At 52.4% G+C, this 18,423-nt stretch carries 15 protein-coding genes and 2 pseudogenes; 15 read left to right on the forward strand and 2 right to left on the reverse strand.

Annotated elements, in window-relative coordinates; all coding sequences use genetic code 11:
* Positions 1-157 precede the first annotated feature (157 nt).
* The 4 genes from E5E97_RS12060 (at position 158) to E5E97_RS12075 (ending at position 6,363) form a co-directional block, all read left to right on the forward strand.
* Positions 158-1,810, forward strand: coding sequence for a dynamin family protein (locus tag E5E97_RS12060; protein WP_171280293.1), 1,653 nt, complete (start codon positions 158-160; stop codon positions 1,808-1,810).
* A complete protein-coding gene (locus tag E5E97_RS12065) occupies positions 1,803-3,320 on the forward strand; it encodes a dynamin family protein (RefSeq protein ID WP_171280294.1) in 1,518 nt (505 codons plus the stop codon). The genes E5E97_RS12060 and E5E97_RS12065 overlap by 8 nt, the downstream gene beginning before the upstream one ends.
* Before the next feature lie 24 nt (positions 3,321-3,344).
* A complete protein-coding gene (locus E5E97_RS12070) occupies positions 3,345-4,181 on the forward strand; it encodes a hypothetical protein (RefSeq protein WP_171280295.1) in 837 nt (278 codons plus the stop codon).
* 88 nt (positions 4,182-4,269) lie between these two features.
* The gene (locus E5E97_RS12075; RefSeq protein ID WP_171280296.1) at positions 4,270-6,363 is read left to right on the forward strand and encodes a dynamin family protein; all 2,094 of its coding nucleotides are present in this window, start codon (positions 4,270-4,272) and stop codon (positions 6,361-6,363) included.
* Positions 6,364-6,457: 94 nt separating this feature from the next.
* Here the strand turns inward: E5E97_RS12075 and E5E97_RS12080 are convergent, their stop codons facing one another.
* Positions 6,458-7,372, reverse strand: coding sequence for a WYL domain-containing protein (locus tag E5E97_RS12080; protein WP_171280297.1), 915 nt, complete (start codon positions 7,370-7,372; stop codon positions 6,458-6,460).
* Positions 7,373-7,768: 396 nt separating this feature from the next.
* Here E5E97_RS12080 and E5E97_RS23525 point away from each other — a divergent pair, with 396 nt between their 5' ends.
* On the forward strand, positions 7,769-8,428 hold the full coding sequence (locus E5E97_RS23525; RefSeq protein WP_238427640.1) for an ADP-ribosylglycohydrolase: 660 nt from the start codon (positions 7,769-7,771) through the stop codon (positions 8,426-8,428).
* A gap of 29 nt (positions 8,429-8,457) precedes the next feature.
* Here the strand turns inward: E5E97_RS23525 and E5E97_RS12090 are convergent, their stop codons facing one another.
* Complete coding sequence (locus tag E5E97_RS12090; protein WP_171280298.1) at positions 8,458-9,114, reverse strand: HEPN domain-containing protein; 657 nt, start codon at positions 9,112-9,114, stop codon at positions 8,458-8,460.
* A gap of 532 nt (positions 9,115-9,646) precedes the next feature.
* On the opposite strand from E5E97_RS12090, the gene E5E97_RS23530 reads away from it, so the two are divergent.
* The 10 genes and pseudogenes from E5E97_RS23530 to E5E97_RS12135 all read left to right on the forward strand — a co-directional run bounded on the left by E5E97_RS23530 (position 9,647) and on the right by E5E97_RS12135 (position 18,414).
* On the forward strand, positions 9,647-9,808 hold the full coding sequence (locus tag E5E97_RS23530) for a hypothetical protein (RefSeq protein ID WP_238427639.1): 162 nt from the start codon (positions 9,647-9,649) through the stop codon (positions 9,806-9,808).
* Between the two features lie 265 nt (positions 9,809-10,073).
* Positions 10,074-11,240, forward strand: a complete 1,167-nt coding sequence (locus E5E97_RS12100; protein ID WP_171280299.1) for a hypothetical protein — start codon at positions 10,074-10,076, stop codon at positions 11,238-11,240.
* A gap of 171 nt (positions 11,241-11,411) precedes the next feature.
* A complete protein-coding gene (locus tag E5E97_RS12105; RefSeq protein WP_171280300.1) occupies positions 11,412-12,008 on the forward strand; it encodes a hypothetical protein in 597 nt (198 codons plus the stop codon).
* Between the two features lie 53 nt (positions 12,009-12,061).
* Positions 12,062-13,510, forward strand: a complete 1,449-nt coding sequence (locus E5E97_RS12110) for an ATP-binding protein (RefSeq protein WP_171280301.1) — start codon at positions 12,062-12,064, stop codon at positions 13,508-13,510.
* 210 nt (positions 13,511-13,720) lie between these two features.
* Entirely contained in the window at positions 13,721-14,797 is a 1,077-nt protein-coding gene (locus tag E5E97_RS12115) for an AAA family ATPase (protein ID WP_171280302.1), read from the forward strand.
* A 94-nt stretch (positions 14,798-14,891) separates the two neighbouring features.
* Positions 14,892-15,352 (forward strand): annotated as a pseudogene (locus E5E97_RS12120) (IS3 family transposase); the annotation flags it as partial.
* Between the two features lie 43 nt (positions 15,353-15,395).
* Positions 15,396-16,213: pseudogene (locus tag E5E97_RS23760) on the forward strand (ADP-ribosylglycohydrolase family protein); the annotation flags it as partial.
* Positions 16,214-16,390: 177 nt separating this feature from the next.
* Positions 16,391-16,714 carry a DUF6508 domain-containing protein gene (locus E5E97_RS23765; protein WP_339354940.1) on the forward strand — a complete coding sequence of 108 codons (324 nt, stop codon included), beginning with the start codon at positions 16,391-16,393 and terminating at the stop codon, positions 16,712-16,714.
* Between the two features lie 87 nt (positions 16,715-16,801).
* Positions 16,802-18,085 carry a metallophosphoesterase gene (locus E5E97_RS12130; RefSeq protein WP_238427638.1) on the forward strand — a complete coding sequence of 428 codons (1,284 nt, stop codon included), beginning with the start codon at positions 16,802-16,804 and terminating at the stop codon, positions 18,083-18,085.
* 44 nt (positions 18,086-18,129) lie between these two features.
* Complete coding sequence (locus E5E97_RS12135; RefSeq protein ID WP_171280303.1) at positions 18,130-18,414, forward strand: hypothetical protein; 285 nt, start codon at positions 18,130-18,132, stop codon at positions 18,412-18,414.
* Positions 18,415-18,423 lie beyond the last annotated feature (9 nt).

Below are 18,423 nucleotides of genomic sequence, written 5' to 3' on the forward strand. Positions count from 1 at the left end.
AGGTTGAGCCAACTTCTGCCTGAAAATGTGACATGTGAATTTATACACCCCTTAAAAGGATCATGGTTCCTCTGTATGATGGTTCCACAAGACGCTTATCGTATGTTCGTCAATGGGTTAGAGCGATAAGTCGCCATCTATAAATTATGAGGTTCATATGCTCAACGAACAGGTATTTCTCAAGGAAAGTCTTCCCCGTCTCCAGGTGCTCTGGTCTGCCCACGAGTTCCCTACTGAGGAGCTGGCGGCATTGGAGGTCGAGTTAAACCAGTTTTCGGTTCGCCTTCCCCTTATAGGCTCATTCAGCGCTGGCAAGTCCTCTCTTATCAACTTCTTGCTGGGTGATAGCCTGCTATCGGTCGCGGTCAATCCGGAGACCTGTCTGCCGACCGAGCTTCGCCATGCGGAGTCTGAAGCCATCACGCTGCATCATTCCAATAGGTCAGATGTCTGTCTTGATCGCGAAGCCCTTAAAGCGCAGGCGTTTGGCGAGATCACTGCCAGCAGTTGGGTAGAGGTCGCCACACCCTCACCAGTACTTGCCAAGCTGGGGGGAATGACCCTGGTTGATATGCCGGGTTGGGAGTCCGGTATTGAGCAACATTCCAATGCTATCGACAACTATCTTGAGCGCAGCTCTGCCTATTGCGTCGTGGTCAGTGTCGATGAGGGGGGACTCAAAAGCAGCCTTAAAAAGATCATCGAAGAGCTGGCCATTTATAAGAAGCCGATGATGTTGATTCTGACCAAATGCGATAAGAAGACGCCGGAAGATGTTGCCAGCGTACTGGCTCAGGTACAGGGTGAGATCGAATCCATTACCGGCATACCTCTGCTCTCGGTCAGCAAAGCTCAACGCAAACAGCCACAGGAGTGGGCCAATGCGTTACAAGAGATCATTCCTCTTAACCAGCAATTCTTCCATCAACGTGTCGGCAGCCAATTTGAGCGACATCTTGAAACCTTGATGACCCATCTGAACAAGCTGCTCAACAGCGAGAACTTCACCATCGAGCAGATTAAGGGCAAGCAGGCACAACTCCATCAGGATAAGGAGCGTCTCCAGCAGGATCTCCAACAGACCCAACAGCAGTTGCAGTCCCAGGTCATCACCTTAGCGGCGTTTGTTTGCGATCAGTTTGCTAGCCGGCTCAACTCGCAACTCGACACCCTGGCAGGCCATCTGCTCCACCACGGGGATATCAATGGCGTGGTAGGGACTGCGCTACGCATGGCTTATGCCACTGGCGTGGAGGAGCGGCTCAAACCGCTTATCAGCAGCAAGCTGAGTCAGCTTGAGCGCCTGACGGAGGGAGAATTCGGTGAGCTGAGTTTTGACCATAACTTCCAGCTCAATAGTGTGAATGGCGGTTTGCTCAAGGATGTGATCGGCAATCTATTGCCACTGGTCATGGCAGCATTGACCCGTATTCCGGCACTGATGATCTTTGCCCCAATCCTCAAAACCATCCTGGGTTCGCTGTTTGATAATGCCGCCAAAGAGGTGGCGAGACGGGAACAGCGGGAAGAAGCGCGTCAATATGTGCTCCGCAACTTGATCCCTGATTGCCTTGCTCAGGTTAAAGATCCAATTGAGCAGGCGCTGGCGAAGGGCATTGAGCAGGTGATCTCCACGGTCAAGGGAGAAGCCGAGCGCGAGTTGCGCAATTTTCAGCAGTCCCTGGCGCAATTGGCCGAGCAACTGGCTAGCGAGCAGGCCAACGATAATGCCAACAAGGCCCGTTTGCAGCAAGAGCATGCCGAGCTGGCTGCTCTGTTAACCAAGGTGAAAGCGTTTGGTCATGAGTGATAACACTAGGTTGTTGCTCGATGAGCAAACCCTTCGCGAGCGCTATGCCCTGCTTTGCCAGGTCTGTGACGCCGCCCCCCAGGGAGCGGAGCTGCAGTTGGAAGGGCAGTTGCAGTGCCTTGAGCAATTGATCGAGCATGAGCTGCCAGCGCTGGCTCGCAGGGGAAGCCCGGACAATTTTGCCGATCTGCTCCATGCCCTTCGCCAAGAGATGGTGCGTTTTCGGGAGTTTTGTGAGTACCCCGAACTCCCCAGCAAGGTGGTGGTCGGGCTGGGCGGGAGTTTCAGTGCCGGCAAGTCGTCGCTGATCAATGCGCTGATAGGTGATCGCAAGTGTCTGGCGACTGAGCTGACCCCGACCACCTCGCTGCCTACCTATCTGGTGCAGGGGCTGGGGGAAGAGGTTGGGGTGCATGCCATTAATCATTTCAACCGCAAGGTCTCCCTCACTTATGCCCAGTTTCGTACCATCACTCATGATGAAAAGGAGCGGTATGGTAGTCAGGTGAGCACTCTGCTCAAGTCGGTGGTAGTCGCTCACCCAGCACTGCCGTGGGCCAATCTGACCCTGTTAGATACGCCGGGTTACAGCAAGGCGGATGAGGCGAGTGGCGAACGGACGGATTCTAATGTAGCCAGAACCCAGCTCAGCAGTGCCCAGTTTATCCTCTGGCTGGTGCCGGCCGACAAGGGCACCATCACCGAGGAGGATATTGCGTTCCTCGCCTCTCTCGATCGCGCCATTCCTAAGCTGATCGTGGTGAGCCGCGCCGACAAGCACCCGCCGGAAGAGATTGCCAATATAGTGCAGTTGGTGAGGGAAACGCTGGCCAAACGCGGTCTATCGGTACTCGATGTGCTCCCATTCTCGACCCGTCCCCGTACCGGCTTCAATGCGGGGCCACTGATGGACTACTTTGCTCAATGGAATGAGGCGAGCCGGGAGCTGGGTTTTGCCAAGCAGTTCAAGCGCCAGTTTATGGGCTATCAACGTTTTATTGACGAGGAACGTCAGGAGGCGCAGCGGCTGCTGGCTAAGTTCAACCGCATCCTCGCCCTGAGCGATGATGGCGACGTGCAGGTCGATATCGACAGTGTGCAGCGCAATTGCAAGGGCGAGCTCGAACAGTTGGAGCAACTGGCGCAGACACTGGCCGATCTTCAGGACCGCTTCTTTACCCAACTTAAACAGATAGGGGATAGGGTCGGCATTGCGCTGCCGGAGCCGGATGCCCTAAGTCTGCTGGATCTTGGCTCTATTCAGCTCTCGGATATGCTCTGGCAATTGATGAGGGAGTGGGATATTCCTGCGACAGAATGGGATTCCTTATTCTGGCTGCCGCTAACTCGTAAGCAACCTTTGGAGCATCGTGATCATCTGTTACGCCGAAATAAGCACGCTGCCAAGCAGTGGCTGTTCCTAATTCAAGATATGCCTCTAGCACGACGTGAATATTTGCTGTGCCGTGATACCCCCCTTGCTACTACCTTACAGGTGCTGCAAGCCTGACGCACTCCAGAAGGAATTGATTAAATGAATAAACTATTACAGATGTTGGATAGGGTCCGACCTGAGATTGATCCCCTAGATGAGCATTATTTATCGAACGAAACGCCCTTGGCGCGAGATCGTTATCTCACCTTGCTGGCGGCCAATTTGTTAGAGGTAGGAGCATTGAGTGAGGCTCGCAGCCGCTTGTTCGATATGCTGATCACCTCTATGGAGACCGATCATTCGGCCAGCTTCTATATGCAGCAAGCCAATGCCCTGGAGCATAACGAGCTCAAAGAAATTCTGCTTTATTTAAGAGAGGACAAAGAAAGGACCAAAGCTTATCTATTCGATCTACTGGTGCTGCTGCGTATTGATAGCCCTCTCGATTCTACCAAGATTACACTTATAGAACAACAGTTTACAGTTTTAGGGGTTACTGAGCGTGAAGCAAAAAACCTCGTGTTTTGGTTCGGTTACTTAACTCAAGGGAAACCCCTGTCAATATATGAAACCAATGTTGACTTGCATGAAATAGTTTACGCAGAATGTGTTCTTAAATCTGATAGAGATATTCTTAGCAATTTTAATTGCATCTCTTTTTCGCTTAAACCAGGTAAGATTTATAATGAAAATGAGTTTTACACGGGTGGTTCAATATCTAGTTACTTTTCAGATGCCGGCATCAGTTACAATTATTATTACTGTGTGAATAAAGTGAGGTTTCCACGAGGTCTGTTAGTAAGCATATATGCTCCAATAAAAAATTTCTCTAGTAAACTTTGGTCTTTTGGGGGAAAGGCTCCGGCGTTGTGTATGATTCCATATCCAAATGGCTTATCAACTTGGTGTAGGTTTTTTGATAGTGAAGAAATATAATAGCTATTGTGCTGTGACTATATTAACACTTGCAAGTGTTGTCACACATCTTTATTAAGTCTTAGATGCACAGGATACTTTTGAATAGATGGAAACATTTAAATTTCTTTCCCATCAGAAATCTATATTAGCCCGCTTTGAACAAGAACAAGAAGGGTTAAAAGGCATTTACACCGATTATCAGAGCAAGCTCTCCCGTTGGCAGATGCAGGAGCAGACCCTCAATATTGGTATTATGGGACAGGTCAAGGCGGGCAAGAGTACTTTTCTTAACGCTCTGCTGTTTGATGGTCGCCCGATCCTGCCTGAGGCAGCCACACCCAAGACAGCGAATCTGACCAAGGTGGTCTATGGCGAGCGTTACAGCCTGCAGGTGGAATATTACAGCCAGCAGGAGTGGAACGAGATTGTGAGCCAGGCCAATCAAGCAGGGGAAGGGGACAAGAGCAAGGTCGCCCGTGAGCTGGTGGCCATGGGGCAGGCATCCGGGATTGATCTGACGCAGCACTGGCAAAGAATGGGTGGCGAAGAACATTGTGAGACCTTCTATGCCGACGATCTGGCGGGGTTGCAGGGACTGCTTAATCAGTATGCCGGTAACAATGGTCGTTACACCGCTCTGGTCAAGTCCACCATGCTGACCCTGCCCGATGAGCAGCTCAAAGGGTTTGAGGTGGTCGATACTCCGGGCTTGAACGATCCGGTGCAAAGTCGTTCCCAGAAGACCCGCGACTATATGGCCAACTGTGATGTGGTCTTCTTTCTATCCCGCTGCAGCCAGTTCCTCGACAAGTCGGATGTGGGACTACTAGGCGAACAACTGCCGGGCAAGGGGGTGAAGCGGCTAGTGTTGGTTGCGGGGCAGTTTGATTCGGCCATCCTCGATGATGGTTACGATCGCAGCTCGCTGGATGAAACCGACAACAATATCCGCCGTCGACTGCAGCGGGGGGCTGCGGAGACAGTGACCGAACTGGTAACAAAGAGCCGCGAGCGGGGGCAAGATGCGCGCGCCAAGGTGCTGGAGCAATTAGCACTGCCGGTGTTTGCCAGCACCTTTGCCTACGGTTTCGCCACTTGGCCTGAGGTACGTTGGGGTGACAGCATGCGCCATACCCACAGAAAGTTGCAGGAGATGGCCGAGGAGTGCTGGGATGAGCCCATCACAACCGAACAATGGCAACGCCTGGCGAACTTCGATGCGCTGAAAGCGGCCTATCAACAGGCACGCTGTGATCGCCTGCCGCTGCTGGAGCTGCAACGGCAGGGTTTTGAACAAGAGATACAAGAGCGCCTTATCGAGTGGCGCAATGGTTTTGCCGAGCGGATCAAGCAGCGTATCCACCTGCTTAAGACCCAGGATCTGCAGTCGCTGGCACTGCAGCAGCAAAACTGCGATCAGCGACTTTCGGCCATCGCCGATGAGCTTAAAGCCATTGTCGAAAGTGTGACAGCAAGGGCGCGCAAGGATAGCGGGGAAATGCTGTCGCAATTGGCCCGTGATCGCGGTCGCTTCAGAAATATCCAGACTCGCAGCGGCACCAAAGAGGTGACCAGATCATACAAGGTTAGCGATTCGACCTGGTATAAACCCTGGACTTGGGGTAGCACCAGAACCGAGTACTATACCGACACTGTTAGCTATGACTATCTCAATGCGGCCGATGCCATAGAACAGGTGCGTGACTTCGGTGCTCAGTGTGCTGATCAGATGCGAAGTCATATCAACCGTCTCATCTCCCCACACGAGCTTAAAAGTAGTTTGCGCAAGACTCTGCTCAAGCATCTGGATACCAAGAGCGATCACTTCGATCCCGCGCTGTTCAGGAGCACCCTGGAGGGGGCCATCAATCGCCTGTCGATGCCGACCCTGAGGCTCTCGCTTGGGGATGCCACCTCGATCATCCCCTTCTCGGGTCAGATCAAGGAACGTGACGAGATGGAGAGGCTTCGCCGCTATCTGGACGAAGCGTTGGGAAATGTCTTTGACCGATTGGAAAAACAGTTGGATAAGGGGATCAATCAGGTGCTGGCTCAGTTGGAAGCGTTGCAGACCTCTCTTAAGGAGGAGCTGACCCGGGATCTTCGGTCAGAACTGGATCAAGTACGCCAAGGCTTGCAGCACAAGGAGCAGGAGTTGGCCGATTATGATGAATTGCTGACTCGACTCAGCACAATCTAAATCCTATAACCTGAATGAAGAGGCTCCCGGCAGTGCCGGGAGCCTCTCTCTATCTCAACATCTTTCGTTATGGAGCCAAGCGCCCTTTGCATTTTTAAATTTGCAAATCCGCGCTCTTGAGCTTGAAGGTACAGCCTTGCTGGATGAGCTCATCCCGATTTGCCAGCACCAGTGGGTAAAGTAGGGGATGGAGCTTATGCTCGCCGTTGTAGCTCACCTGCATACGCTCCAGCGCGTAATGTGCTAAGGGTATGCGTTGGTTGATCAACAGCTTGTTCCCGGTCATTGCATAGTCGTTGGCAATGATGGCCTGCTGCCCTTCGCTGAGGCCTGGGTTGGGGATGACCACTGCAGTGACTCGGGTATTCCACTCTATGTCCTGATCACGGCCGTGAGGAGAGGCATCCAGCAGATCCGGTTCTCCGCGAAAACGGCTCATCACAAAATCCAGATATTCCCCTTTCTTCTCGCAGTAGGCCCGCACATGCCAGCGGATCCCGTCATAGACCAGGGTGTGAGGCACGATATTGCGGCCGCTCTGCTCTTCTGAACTCAGTGAGACATAGTCCACATCTACCCGTAACTGGCCTCGAGCCGCTTGCACCAAACCACGTACGATCTTCGGATCAATATGGCGGTTTGGCACATCCAGGATCTCTATGTGGCCGTAGCGCAGGTCCATCAAGGGTAGGGTCAGAACCCCTGATTCGTGCTGGCGCTGATATTGCTTCTCCCGATGCAGCAGTATCAGATACTCATTCACTTTGCCTTCACTAAAGCGGGGCACAAATTGCTCAGTGGGTTTATATCCCCTCAGACTTTTGTCATAGACCAACCCCTCCGGCGAGTAGTGGGTCAGGTAGTGGTTGATATCCCGTGATGCCTGTTGGCGGCCGATATTGAAGGCGGTCATCAAATGATTGGTGGTCAGCCGTCCCTCCCACTGCAACACGATTTCCAGCAGACGAAAACGCAGGGTTTGATCCCAGGTGAGCTCTTTGGGTGCCATATGTGCTCCAAAATGCGACATGTGTATGTAACCAGTATCGGCATGAGTATACAGGCTACATATAATGAGTCCATCTAAAGCGGCGTCAAGAGAGTATGTCATGAACGGCAAGCTGGTTCTAACCCATCACTGTCAAGCTTTGTGCCATGTGCCATTAAGGGGGATTGTCGCTACAGCCATAGGCTCTCTGCTCATGTTTGGCAGGGGCAAGTATTACAGGGAGCAGAAAGTATTTTATCCCAAGCATTTCGCGCTCAGGAAACCGCAAGCAGGAGGTGCTCTGATACTCCAAAGTGCTAACACCCGCATCGCCACTACCTGATTTGGCCAGGTGGCGACATCGTTACCGTCAGCAACCGCATCACTTATTTCAAACACCATCGTCACTGAGGTTCTATGAATTCAAATCTGATATTGGATCCGGCGGCAATGCCTCTGATCATGGGTATCTGTTGCCTGCTGCCAGCCGAGCAGGTCGGCGAACTTGTGACTGTGATTGCAGAAGAAGAGGGTCGATTGGGCGTTATGTCATTTACGGAGGCCGAGGGAACGCCTCACGGTATTGAGCTGCGTAGATTGACGCGTTTGGCTTTGCATATTGATCGGCATCGGTTGGATCGTACTGTTCTGCCCATCTATCAAGGGCGGGAGCAACTGATGGCTGGGGCTGCTGCATTGTTGGATGAAGATATGACTCTTGCATGTGGTGATGCCATGCGGTTATTGGCATTGCAGCTCGACAAGCTGTTGAGGGGAGGCCGTGGCAGTGCACAGGCCAAACTGGACGGGCTAACCCTCAGTGTGATGGAGCAAAGAGCGCTGGCCGCCCAGTCCCCCAACACCGGTGCTGTGGTGCGGGGGAGTTGGCGCCGAAAATCACGTAATCAGCTTGGCCGAGGCAATTGGCTCGATGTGGTCGAAGCGGCGCTCTGGTGTTTTTGGCATAGCGACACCCTGCAAGATGGCGAAGCCCTGCTTGGTGCACTGCTGGGGGCAGATATCCGAGTGCGCGTTGTGTATGGCATGTTGGCGGGAGCTTTTTACCTGGCGGATTAGGCCGAGCTCCGTAACCCCTTAGTGGCGGACTAACTCGTCATTTCTACCACCGGATAACAGGCGTCCCCCCACAGGGTTTGTGGATGGGCCATCATCAGCTCGATGATCACCGGGATAAGCTTGCCGAGCAGGTTGGCACAATCCTTCAGTTGTTTGCGATTGACCGAGCTGTTCCAGGTCGCACCGCCATGGATCAACTGGTTGCGCAAGGTATAGAGGCGGTTAAACACCACACCCAGTAACTGTGGTGTGTTGCCGCTGGCGAGCGCTAGTGTCGCCATCTTCTTGCCCTGTGCCAGTCGTTCCTTCCACAGTGCTTCGCTTATCTTGCCACTGTGAAAATCCCAGAAGCCTTGTAGTACAAAAGGGGTATCCAGCAAAATACGGATACTCCCAGAAAACTCCTGCCACACGAGCTGCTCGATCTGCCTGTGCTCATCCAGTTCGCACAGTTTCTCCAGAAAGCCTTTAAAGGTTTCCTGTTCGGAGAGGCGACGATCGTCATCGATTTCAGTGGCATAAGCCGCATTGAACGCAATCCAGAGAAAGATAAAGCGGCCATCTTCATCTTCGGCCATTTCAGCGCGTTGCAGCCAGCTTAAGGCACGATGAACTCGCAGGTTGAGGTTGCTGGGAGAGTGTTCACGCAGCGCCCGGTGACGGGTTTTCAACTGTTCAAAATTCAATGACGATCTCCTTCTCAATCAGATGAATAGCTAGCTTCTGTAACCATGACCCCAGCACACGGTATCTCTGCGACCTCAACGGACTTTTGACGAACTGGCTGGAATAGCAAGGGGTAATAACAGCGGTTACTTTCGGATGACATCCTTCAGCTTAGCGATGGTCAGATCCACCAGGGTGGCCGGCGCTTGTTCAGGTGGTGCATGGTTACACTCGGGGCATGCTTCGAACCAGCTATGGCCACGCACCAGTACGTCACTCTTGGGGGCAACCGTCTTGTGCCAGCCGCATTGAGGGCAGCGAAATGTCGTCGGGGGAGGGGGAATTGGCATGGCATTCCTCAAACTAAAACAAGTTTCATTTTGGTCCACTATACCATGCCTGAATCTTGATGAGTGTCGTTGTTCTCACAGATCTTAACGAGGTATAGCGCCTGCCTGAAAACACGACATGTGCAAAATCCCAGTATCGAAGCAGCCAAGGGGGATGGGTATAGTCAAGCTGACTTCCACCACCTAAGGGAGGCGTTGGATGATGAACGGTCAAACTTGCTTACCGGGAGCTGTGCGCCGGGTATTGTTGGTGGCGCTGCGGGGGCTATTGCCCCTGGTAGTGCTGGCAGCCAGTTGCACCTATCGGGAAGATGCGTTGGGCAATACTCGTTATCAGTGTGACGATGGCAAGCGCGGTGCCTAGCGCGAGAATACGCTCGGCAATATCAAAGACTCTGGCATCGGCATCACTTGGTGCAAAGACAGCTTCGGGACTCTGCGCGCTTCTGATGGCACCGTTTGCCGCACCAACTCCCAGGGTCTGCTCAGGTGTGATGGGCAGAGCACACCACCAACCTTGTTTGAGGGTGACTGAGATCATTATTGGTAATCGAACTGTCTTCAAAGACCGGGTATGAGTGGATACGCGACAAGGTGGTTGTTTCCAGTGAGGAAAGGGAGGGGGACGTATGGCATTGCGATATGAAATTGAGGAAATTGGTACCAGCTTGTTGGTCGAAAACTGGCAGGTGGGGCTGCGCTGCCTCAGCCAGAGTGCAGGAAGTGCGGAATATCAGGATGCCCATCTGCCGCTGCCACTCTCCCATCTACCAGATCATTTTCTGGCCGGCATACCCGATGAGCTAAAGGGGGCGGCAGCCCCTTATGGTGAGCTGGCCTTGCGGCTCTTGTCGTTGGCACGACAGCATGCGTCTTGTGCCGAGCTGCTCAAACTCAGGCCCATCTTGCTGTTTTTGGCGGCGCTATATTGGCCGCAAGACAATTTACCCATCGTGAAACACGCAGCCTGTGGGCAGCGTGCGTTGTTGCACGCTATGGGGTTGGCGCCGCGCCGCAGTTTGTTGCGTTTTCTTGACCGCCTGCGGCTCAATCTTGCCATCGAATGGCAGCGTGATTATCTACGGCTCTTTCTATATCAGGAACCCGAGGCCTATCTGGCCCTGCGTCATGAGCCGAGAATTGGCCCCGTGCAGCTGTTCCTGCGGTTTCATGCGCCCGAGCTTACCGGCAGTGTACTGATTCGCTCGTTACCACATCATGATGACGATGGGTTATGGCTCAGTCGTCTACTCGACCCTGCCCTAGCGTTGGCTCGAGCGGGGCGATTTCCTGGTAGCTGGCAGGCGTTGCGGAATATGGTGGGGCTGGCAGAGGTTTCAGATACGGTCCTAAAGGTGGAGCAGGCAGATGACAGGACTTACCAGTTTCAGTATCTGTGTGAGCGACTCAAGCTGGACGAACAGCACCCTTTACCGGACTCAGCCAAGCGATTAAGCCATCTGCAAACGCCTTGGTTACAGCAGGTGGCGAGTTGGCCAGAGTTGGATGCTGCCTGCGCACGAATGAACCCGCGCAGATGCGAACTCTGGTCGCAAACAATGTTGAATGACATCTTGCGTGGACGGCAGGCGCTGTTTCGGCTCTGCTCTCCTCGGAGAAAGAGAGTGCTTGGATGGGTACGAATGTCGCTTGCACCATCCGCCCCCGATCAACCAGCATTCAGCTCATTGATTGAGGTCACAGGCCCCAAGGTGGGGCGGGTGTCACGCTACTGGGGGCGCCGTCTCTATCGCCATCTTTTGGCTCACCCCTTAAGGCCTGGGAACCGGCCCTGATACATACTCGCTTCCCTGAATAGGTCAATGCCCCGATTGCCAATGCAAACGAGGGGTCTGCCTGTTTTTGTTACATGTTTATACGTTCAGTATCGTTCATTGCCCTGGTGCGCGCTTTAATGGGCACCAGAACGGTCATCTGGCTGCATCGGTTGGTGAGAGAGGCATATCATGACAGCAAACATAAAAAGTTCGGCCCTCAATGGGGTAGCATGCGGTTATCTTTGGCAACTGCTGCGCACCATTCCCACCATGTACCCGCAGATGCGCGAGATGGAGCCCCACCAACTTGGGGAGTTTGAGCTGAGCCCCCAGGATCTCGCCAGCCGGCAGGCATTGCTGAAGTTACTCAAGACCCGTGCCGCCGCCCCCAAACCCGCCTGTCTCTGGCACAACTGCGAGTTGCTCGATCGGCAGGCCGGTGAAGACTCGCCCCTCAGCCTGGCCCTCTTGCGCTTCATCGCTATCTACACCTTGCATCGTGGTCTGCAGCAGGTGATTGAAGAGGCCGGTTATGCCGAAAGACAGGGTAGCCGCTTGCCGCTGCTGGCGGCGATGATAGGCTTTTCGCTAGAGGCACTGCGTCACTACCTCAGCGGTGCCAACTGGATGGGCGAGGTCGCTTTTCTCTATCGTGAGGCGGACTCTTTGCTGGGGGTGAATATCAACATGGATCTGCTGTTGGCCGAAAAGCTGCTTACCCAGACGCTGGAAAAACCAGTTGAGTTGATCTCCGATGTGCTCGAGGAGATGCCTCCAGTCAGCTGACGCTGGAAGATTACGGCCATATGCAGCTGGGTGCCCTGGTTGAGCATGCTGGCATGCTGGATCAGCAGATGCCGTCAGGCTGGAATGCCCTGCTATGGGGAAAACCGGGCACCGGCAAGACGCAGCTTGCCTGTCTGCTGGCAGGGCTGGCCAACCTGACACTCTACACCTTGCGCAGCGAAGAGGATGCCCGAGCCTATCGCCGAAATGGGATGCAGAGCAGGGTGGGTGAATTGCTGCTGGCGCAGCGCCTGCTTGGGCGAAATGGAAACTGCATGTTACTGATCGATGAGGGGGACGATCTCCTGATGAGCGGCACCATCTCCAAAAACAGGCGCCACCAACAGCTCGAAGATAACCCGGTCCCGGTCATCTGGACCACCAATGATGTGGCGAGTATTGATGCCGCCTGTCTGCGCCGCTTCAACTGGTTGCAGCAATTCGAGTTTCCCAATCCCGACACCCGCATCCGCTTGTTTACCAAGGCCGTGCGGGGCCTCGGGATCACGCAGCAGCAGATCGTGCACTGGGCTGAGCGTACCTGGTTGTCACAGGCCGATATCCAGAGAGTGGCCAATCTGATGCGCACTCTCGGGCTCAAGCGCAAGGATGCCGCAGATGCCATTGAGCACTGGCTGGATCAGCGTGAGCGGGCATTTAGCATCGAGTCGGATGAGTGCTCCCGCAATCCGATTGGAAAAAGGGCAGGGGGGAAATCTGGGACAAATGAGGCGGCTTGCGCTTACCGGATGGATGGGGAATTTGACGCAGAGCTGCTCAACCTGCGAGGACGTGACGGCCAGCTCCTGCAGGATATCGATATCGCCGAGCTGATGGCATCACTCAACCAGGCAAGAGAGGGGCGGATCTTGCTGCATGGCCTGCCGGGTACCGGCAAAACGGCGCTGGTTCATCACCTGGGCAAGCAGCTTGGCTGCGAGGTGGTACAGAAGCTGGGGTCGGAACTGCTACACAAATATGTGGGTGAATCCGAACAGGCGATGGCGCTGGCATTTGCCGAGGCCAGAGAGCGTAATGCCATCTTGTTTCTCGATGAGGTAGACAGCCTGTTGACGGACCGCCGCAGCCATCACCAGAGCTGGGAAACCAGCCAGGTCAACGAGCTGTTGCAGCAGATAGAGCACTTCGATGGCATGCTGGTGGTGGCAACCAATTTTCTCGATCGTCTCGATACGGCGGTTACCCGGCGTTTTGACTACCAGCTTGAACTCTGTCCGCTGCTGCCGGCCCAACTCCATGGCGCATTGGAAGGCTGTGTCGATAAAACGACCCTGCGCGAGCTCGGCTCATCCCTGCCCGGTCTGGGGGCCGTGACCCTCGGTGATATAGCCGTTCTCAAGCGCCGCCAGCGCCTGCAAAGGCGCAAGCTGGGAGCAGCCGAAATTCTGCGGATCCTGAAGAAACTGATCGCAGGCCGAGAGCGTGGTAATGCCAGGCCGATAGGCTTTTTGCAGGGTAGCTCGATGGTTTGCCAAGGCTAATCAAACCTGACATGGGGCAAGTGGGCACGCTCTGCTTGCCGCCTCTCAATTAGAAAAATGTCAACCAAAGCGTTCATCCTTAGATATTCAAATGTTTTTTCACTGTTATTGAAAAACTAGACCATGGACAGTAATGTGTGCCAACCTGGCCGGATAGATATGCATACACCTCGTTTTTTATGTAATCACATTCACAAATAAGGAAGTTATATGGTTTCTTTTGAACTATTAGAGCAACTCCATAAATCTGACCTGCAATTTATTCTTAGGGCGAATGGCTTCACTGGTGCCGGAAACAAGCATGAATTAATTGAACGAGTGCTCGATTCGCTGTCTCTATCGCAAGCTTTAAATAGCCTAACCTTTACTGATATTAAAACGTTGTGTTCATTTTTTGATATAAAATATCAGGGCAAGCAGGCATCTATAACAGCACTCTGTAATTTATGTGGAGCATCATCTAATACAAATAAAGTTGCCAATGTTGTGCATGATGAAATATCATCGATTCAGAGTGAGCTAAATAATATTGTTGGTTTGGCTGGCGTTAAAAGTAAAATAAAAGAACTTATTGCCTTCAGTGCCATTCAACAGAAAAGAAAAAATTTGGGCCTGGAGTCGGTTTCAGTTGGTAGGCATATCGTTTTCACTGGTAACCCAGGAACAGGAAAAACAACAGTAGCCGGAATTATTGGCAGGTTATTCAAAGCTTATGGATTGGTGAGCCAAGGAGGATTCAGAGAGGTTAAGCGTTCAGATCTCGTCGGAGAATACATTGGAGAATCAGAAAAAACTACCAGTAAAATTCTGGAAGAAGCCAAGGGCGGGGTTCTCTTCATTGATGAAGCATATGCTTTAGCTGGCGAAAAGAATGACTTCGGCAAGGTTGTAATTGAAACTCTCATGGTTGCCATGGAAAAGTATCGTGACGATATTGTGATTATTGTTGCAGGTTATAAAGACGAGATGGAGCAGTTTTTGAATATGAACCCTGGTCTTAAGTCTCGGTTCAACTTTTTCATTGAGTTCGATGATTACAATGACGAAGAATTGGTCAACATAGTCAAGATAATGGCTGAAAAAAATGACTACTCAATAGAGAAAGAACTGGAAATGGCATTACTTGATAAATTTTCAAACTGCAGAAATTCCACCGACAAGTTCGCGAATGGCCGTCTTGCCAGAAATTTATTTGAGTCTATGTTATTGAAGCAGGCGATTCGCCTGTCTGAAACTGAAAGCTATGATGACGCCATGTTGCAGCTGTTGACAATAGCTGATTTATAATGGTTTATTTAGTGTCATTTAAATACGCTAGTCCCTCTGTTTTCAGGGGGATTACTATAACGGACATTCACGCCTATGTATGGAGATGGTATTCCGCACTCAAGAAGAGTGGCTCTACTTGGCGATGGTACTCGATCTGTTCTCTCGCCAGATCGTCTGTTGGGCGATGAAGCCACGCATGACGGTACACTTGGCGGTTGATGTACTATTGATGACTGTCTGGCGGCGCAAGCCAAAGCAGTCGGTACTTGTGCTTTCGGGTCAGGGCAGCCAGTTTACCGGTGGTGAATGGCAGGACTTCCTAAAGACTCACAATCTGAGCTGTAGTATGAGCCAACAGTGACAGCTGTCACGACAACGCTGTTGCCGAGAATTTCTTTCAGTTGTTGAAACGGGAGCGGATCAAGCTCAGGATTTACCCGACAAGAGACGAAGCCCGCAGCTGTATTTGATTATATCGAGATGTTTTACAACCAAATTAGGCATCAAAGTTCCAGTGATGGGCTGTCGCCGGTAGAGTTTGAAAGGCAGTTCATTTTTCAGCAACGGAGTGTCCAGAAAATCCGGGGCGATTCTCTCTTCCATGGACATTACACGTATGAAAAACAGACAGAGTGCCTCCAAAGGATGCCTGCTTGGCCTGGCTATTGGCGATGCATTGGGTACAACCCTAGAGTTCGCTCCCCGTGATAGTTACACGGCATTGACAGATATGATGGGGGGGGGCCATTTAAGCTGGAAGCTGGTCAATGGACCGATGATACCAGCATGGCGTTGTGCTTGGCTGACAGCCTGTTGGCATGTCATCGTCATGAGCCACTCGATCAGTTAGCTCGCTATCAACGTTGGTATCGGCAGGGTGAAAACTCAGTGACAGGTTATTGCTTTGACATCGGTAGTACCGTCAGAAGGGCACTACGGCAGTATGGTCAAAGTGGCGACCCTTATCCCGGCAGTGAGGATGCCATGAGTGCAGGAAACGGCAGCTTGATGCGATTAGCTCCCATTGTTCTCTTTTACAGTCAGCATAGGGTGCAAAGAGAGAATGCTCTGCAATATCTCTTGAATATGGTTGCACTGAGTTCTCGCACTACCCATGGTGAGGCTCGAGCCGTTGCGGCGTGTCAGTTGATGGCACTGTTTATTGATAAGGCGTTGCTCATCGATCCCTCCCAAGATGCTGGCAAAGATGCGGTGCTGAAACTGACTGAGTCTGAGTTGAGTGCGTTGGGAGTATTGCCGGAGGAGATAGACGCGATCGCGTGTGGAACTTATCGCCACAAGACACGCTACGAGATTTCCAGTAGTGGTTATGTTGTGCACAGCCTGGAGGCGGCACTATGGAGTTTCTGGCATAGCACTACATTTGCCGAAGGTGCTTTGCTGGCTGCCAATCTAGGGGATGATGCCGACACTGTCGCTGCCATCTATGGCCAACTGGCCGGTGCCTATTATGGCGAAGATGGAATCCCGGCTAGTTGGCGTGAGCGTTTAGCCTGGTATGACAAGATTTCTAATATGGCACTGACTCTACATGACGCAAATACCTGTCGCTTGCCTCAGAACTGTGAATTGGCCGAACTGGTTATACGTATGCAAGGTGTGGTGGATCAGAGTGAGGATGAGCAGACGTTGGTGCTCGCTTCTGCCTGCTATGAGCTGGGAATCATGCAGCCAACGGGTTTGGATTGGCCGCAAGCCAGCGTTGTAATGGCACTGCAGTCATCTCTGACACCAGCAGAGCAAGAGCAGGCACAGAGTGCCGTGATTGCGACCTGGTCCAGGCTCGACTGCTGCTGCATGTTGACCGCACTAATTCGGATGGATCGTTTTTGCGACAACCTTCTCTATGATGCTGTGCGCAGTGGTCTTGTTGCCATGATATTGCAGAGATTTTCTCAACTATTGGTGGTTTGATTGGGGGTTATTGGATCTCGGGCTGGATCATCTGCCATTTCACTTTCCATTGCTCAATCTTCTTCACCGCCAGATTTTAGGTAGTTCATGACGCGACAACATTTGATTTTTATCGGCGACATTCATGGGCAATATGGGAAGTTACGTGCTCTGCTAGAGCATCTTGATTTTATTCCGGATCCACACCAAGAGCGTCGTAAATTGGTTTTTCTCGGCGATTTGATCGATAACGGGCCAGGGCATGAGATAGATCATCAAGGGGTGTTGACCATGGTTAAGGCCCTGTGTGAGAAGGAACTTGCCTGTTGCGTGATGGGCAACCATGAATTTAATGCGGTGGGTTGGGCGCTACGTCACCCCGAAACAGGCTTGCCGCTTCGTCGCCACAGCGATAACAACCGCAAACAACACCAGCGTTTTCTAGATGATGTGGAGGAGGGGAGCGAGCAACATCAGGCCTGGATCCACTGGTTTATGACGCAACCCCTCTTTCATGACTTCGGCCATGTCAGGGCTATTCATGCCTGTTGGCGCGAGGGCGCCATCCAAAGGATCCGGCCATATCTCAACGAGGACAACAGCCTGAAGGCTGAGCATTGGCCCGATGCCTTCGACGAGCGACACGAGCTGTATCAGCTGTGTGAAACCTTGCTCAAGGGACCAGAGTTGGCATTGCCGCAAGGTTACAGCTTCTTGGATAAATCCGGCACCGAGCGTCACCGGGTCCGTATCAAGTGGTGGTGTGAAGAGGCCAAGACTTACCGCGATCTAGCTCAAGTGCAACCCGAGATGGTAAGTGCTATTCCCTCTGTGCCTCTGGCAGAAGCGCATCGTAATTCGGTGATCGAAACCCCGGTTGTTATTGGTCACTACACACTGACAGGGCTCCCGGCTCCACTGAGCGATAAGGTGGTGTGTGTCGATTACAACGCGGCGAGTACCCAAGGGGAGTTGGTGGCCTACTGTTGGTGGAATGATGAAACGCCGCATCAGTTGCATGAACGCAACTTTGAATACCTGGGCACCATGGCGTTCGGTCAGGAGGGGGTGGTGGCAATGATGGCGTTGTTCAATCAACTTGCAGGTCGTTATCCCCCCGTGTCATTGACACCAGATCAATGTGAGGTGATTCGCCACTGTCTGCTGAATCATTGGGATCCCGCCTTTGTCAGCGGGCTCGACGAGTGCCGGAGCGAATATGACGACCACATCACAACGCTTGCTACCCTGGCTCAACAAGGGAGCTGGGGCGATTTATCCGCATATTTGATGGGAATAACCAAAGTCTATTTCAATCAGGATCTGGATCCTGTTTGTGCGGACCGTTTGGCCAAGCGGTTGCGGTTGATTATGAATCAAGACAGGGATTGATCCCGGGCCCGCATCGATAACTTATTTAGCAGGAAAGCAGAAATATGAAACGATATTTGAAAGTGGGTGATAGCTGCAAACAGTGTGACACCCCTCGGGTAGACATTAGCCATGAGACACTGCTCGAGATACAACGTGAGTTTCACCCATCGATTAAATCAATTCCTGCGAGTGTGCTGGCGAAGGGCAGAGAGGTTTATGCGATCTGCCCGTGTTGCGATCTTTATGCGCTGGGCATGGTTCTGGAGACCGGTTACCCCTTTACCGAGGTTGATGGGCAGACCACCACCATTCACGAGCTCACTTCAAGGCCAGAATGGCGATGGTAAATCGCATTC

The organism is Aeromonas sp. 2692-1, from assembly GCF_013085505.1.
Lineage (GTDB): Bacteria > Pseudomonadota > Gammaproteobacteria > Enterobacterales > Aeromonadaceae > Aeromonas > Aeromonas hydrophila.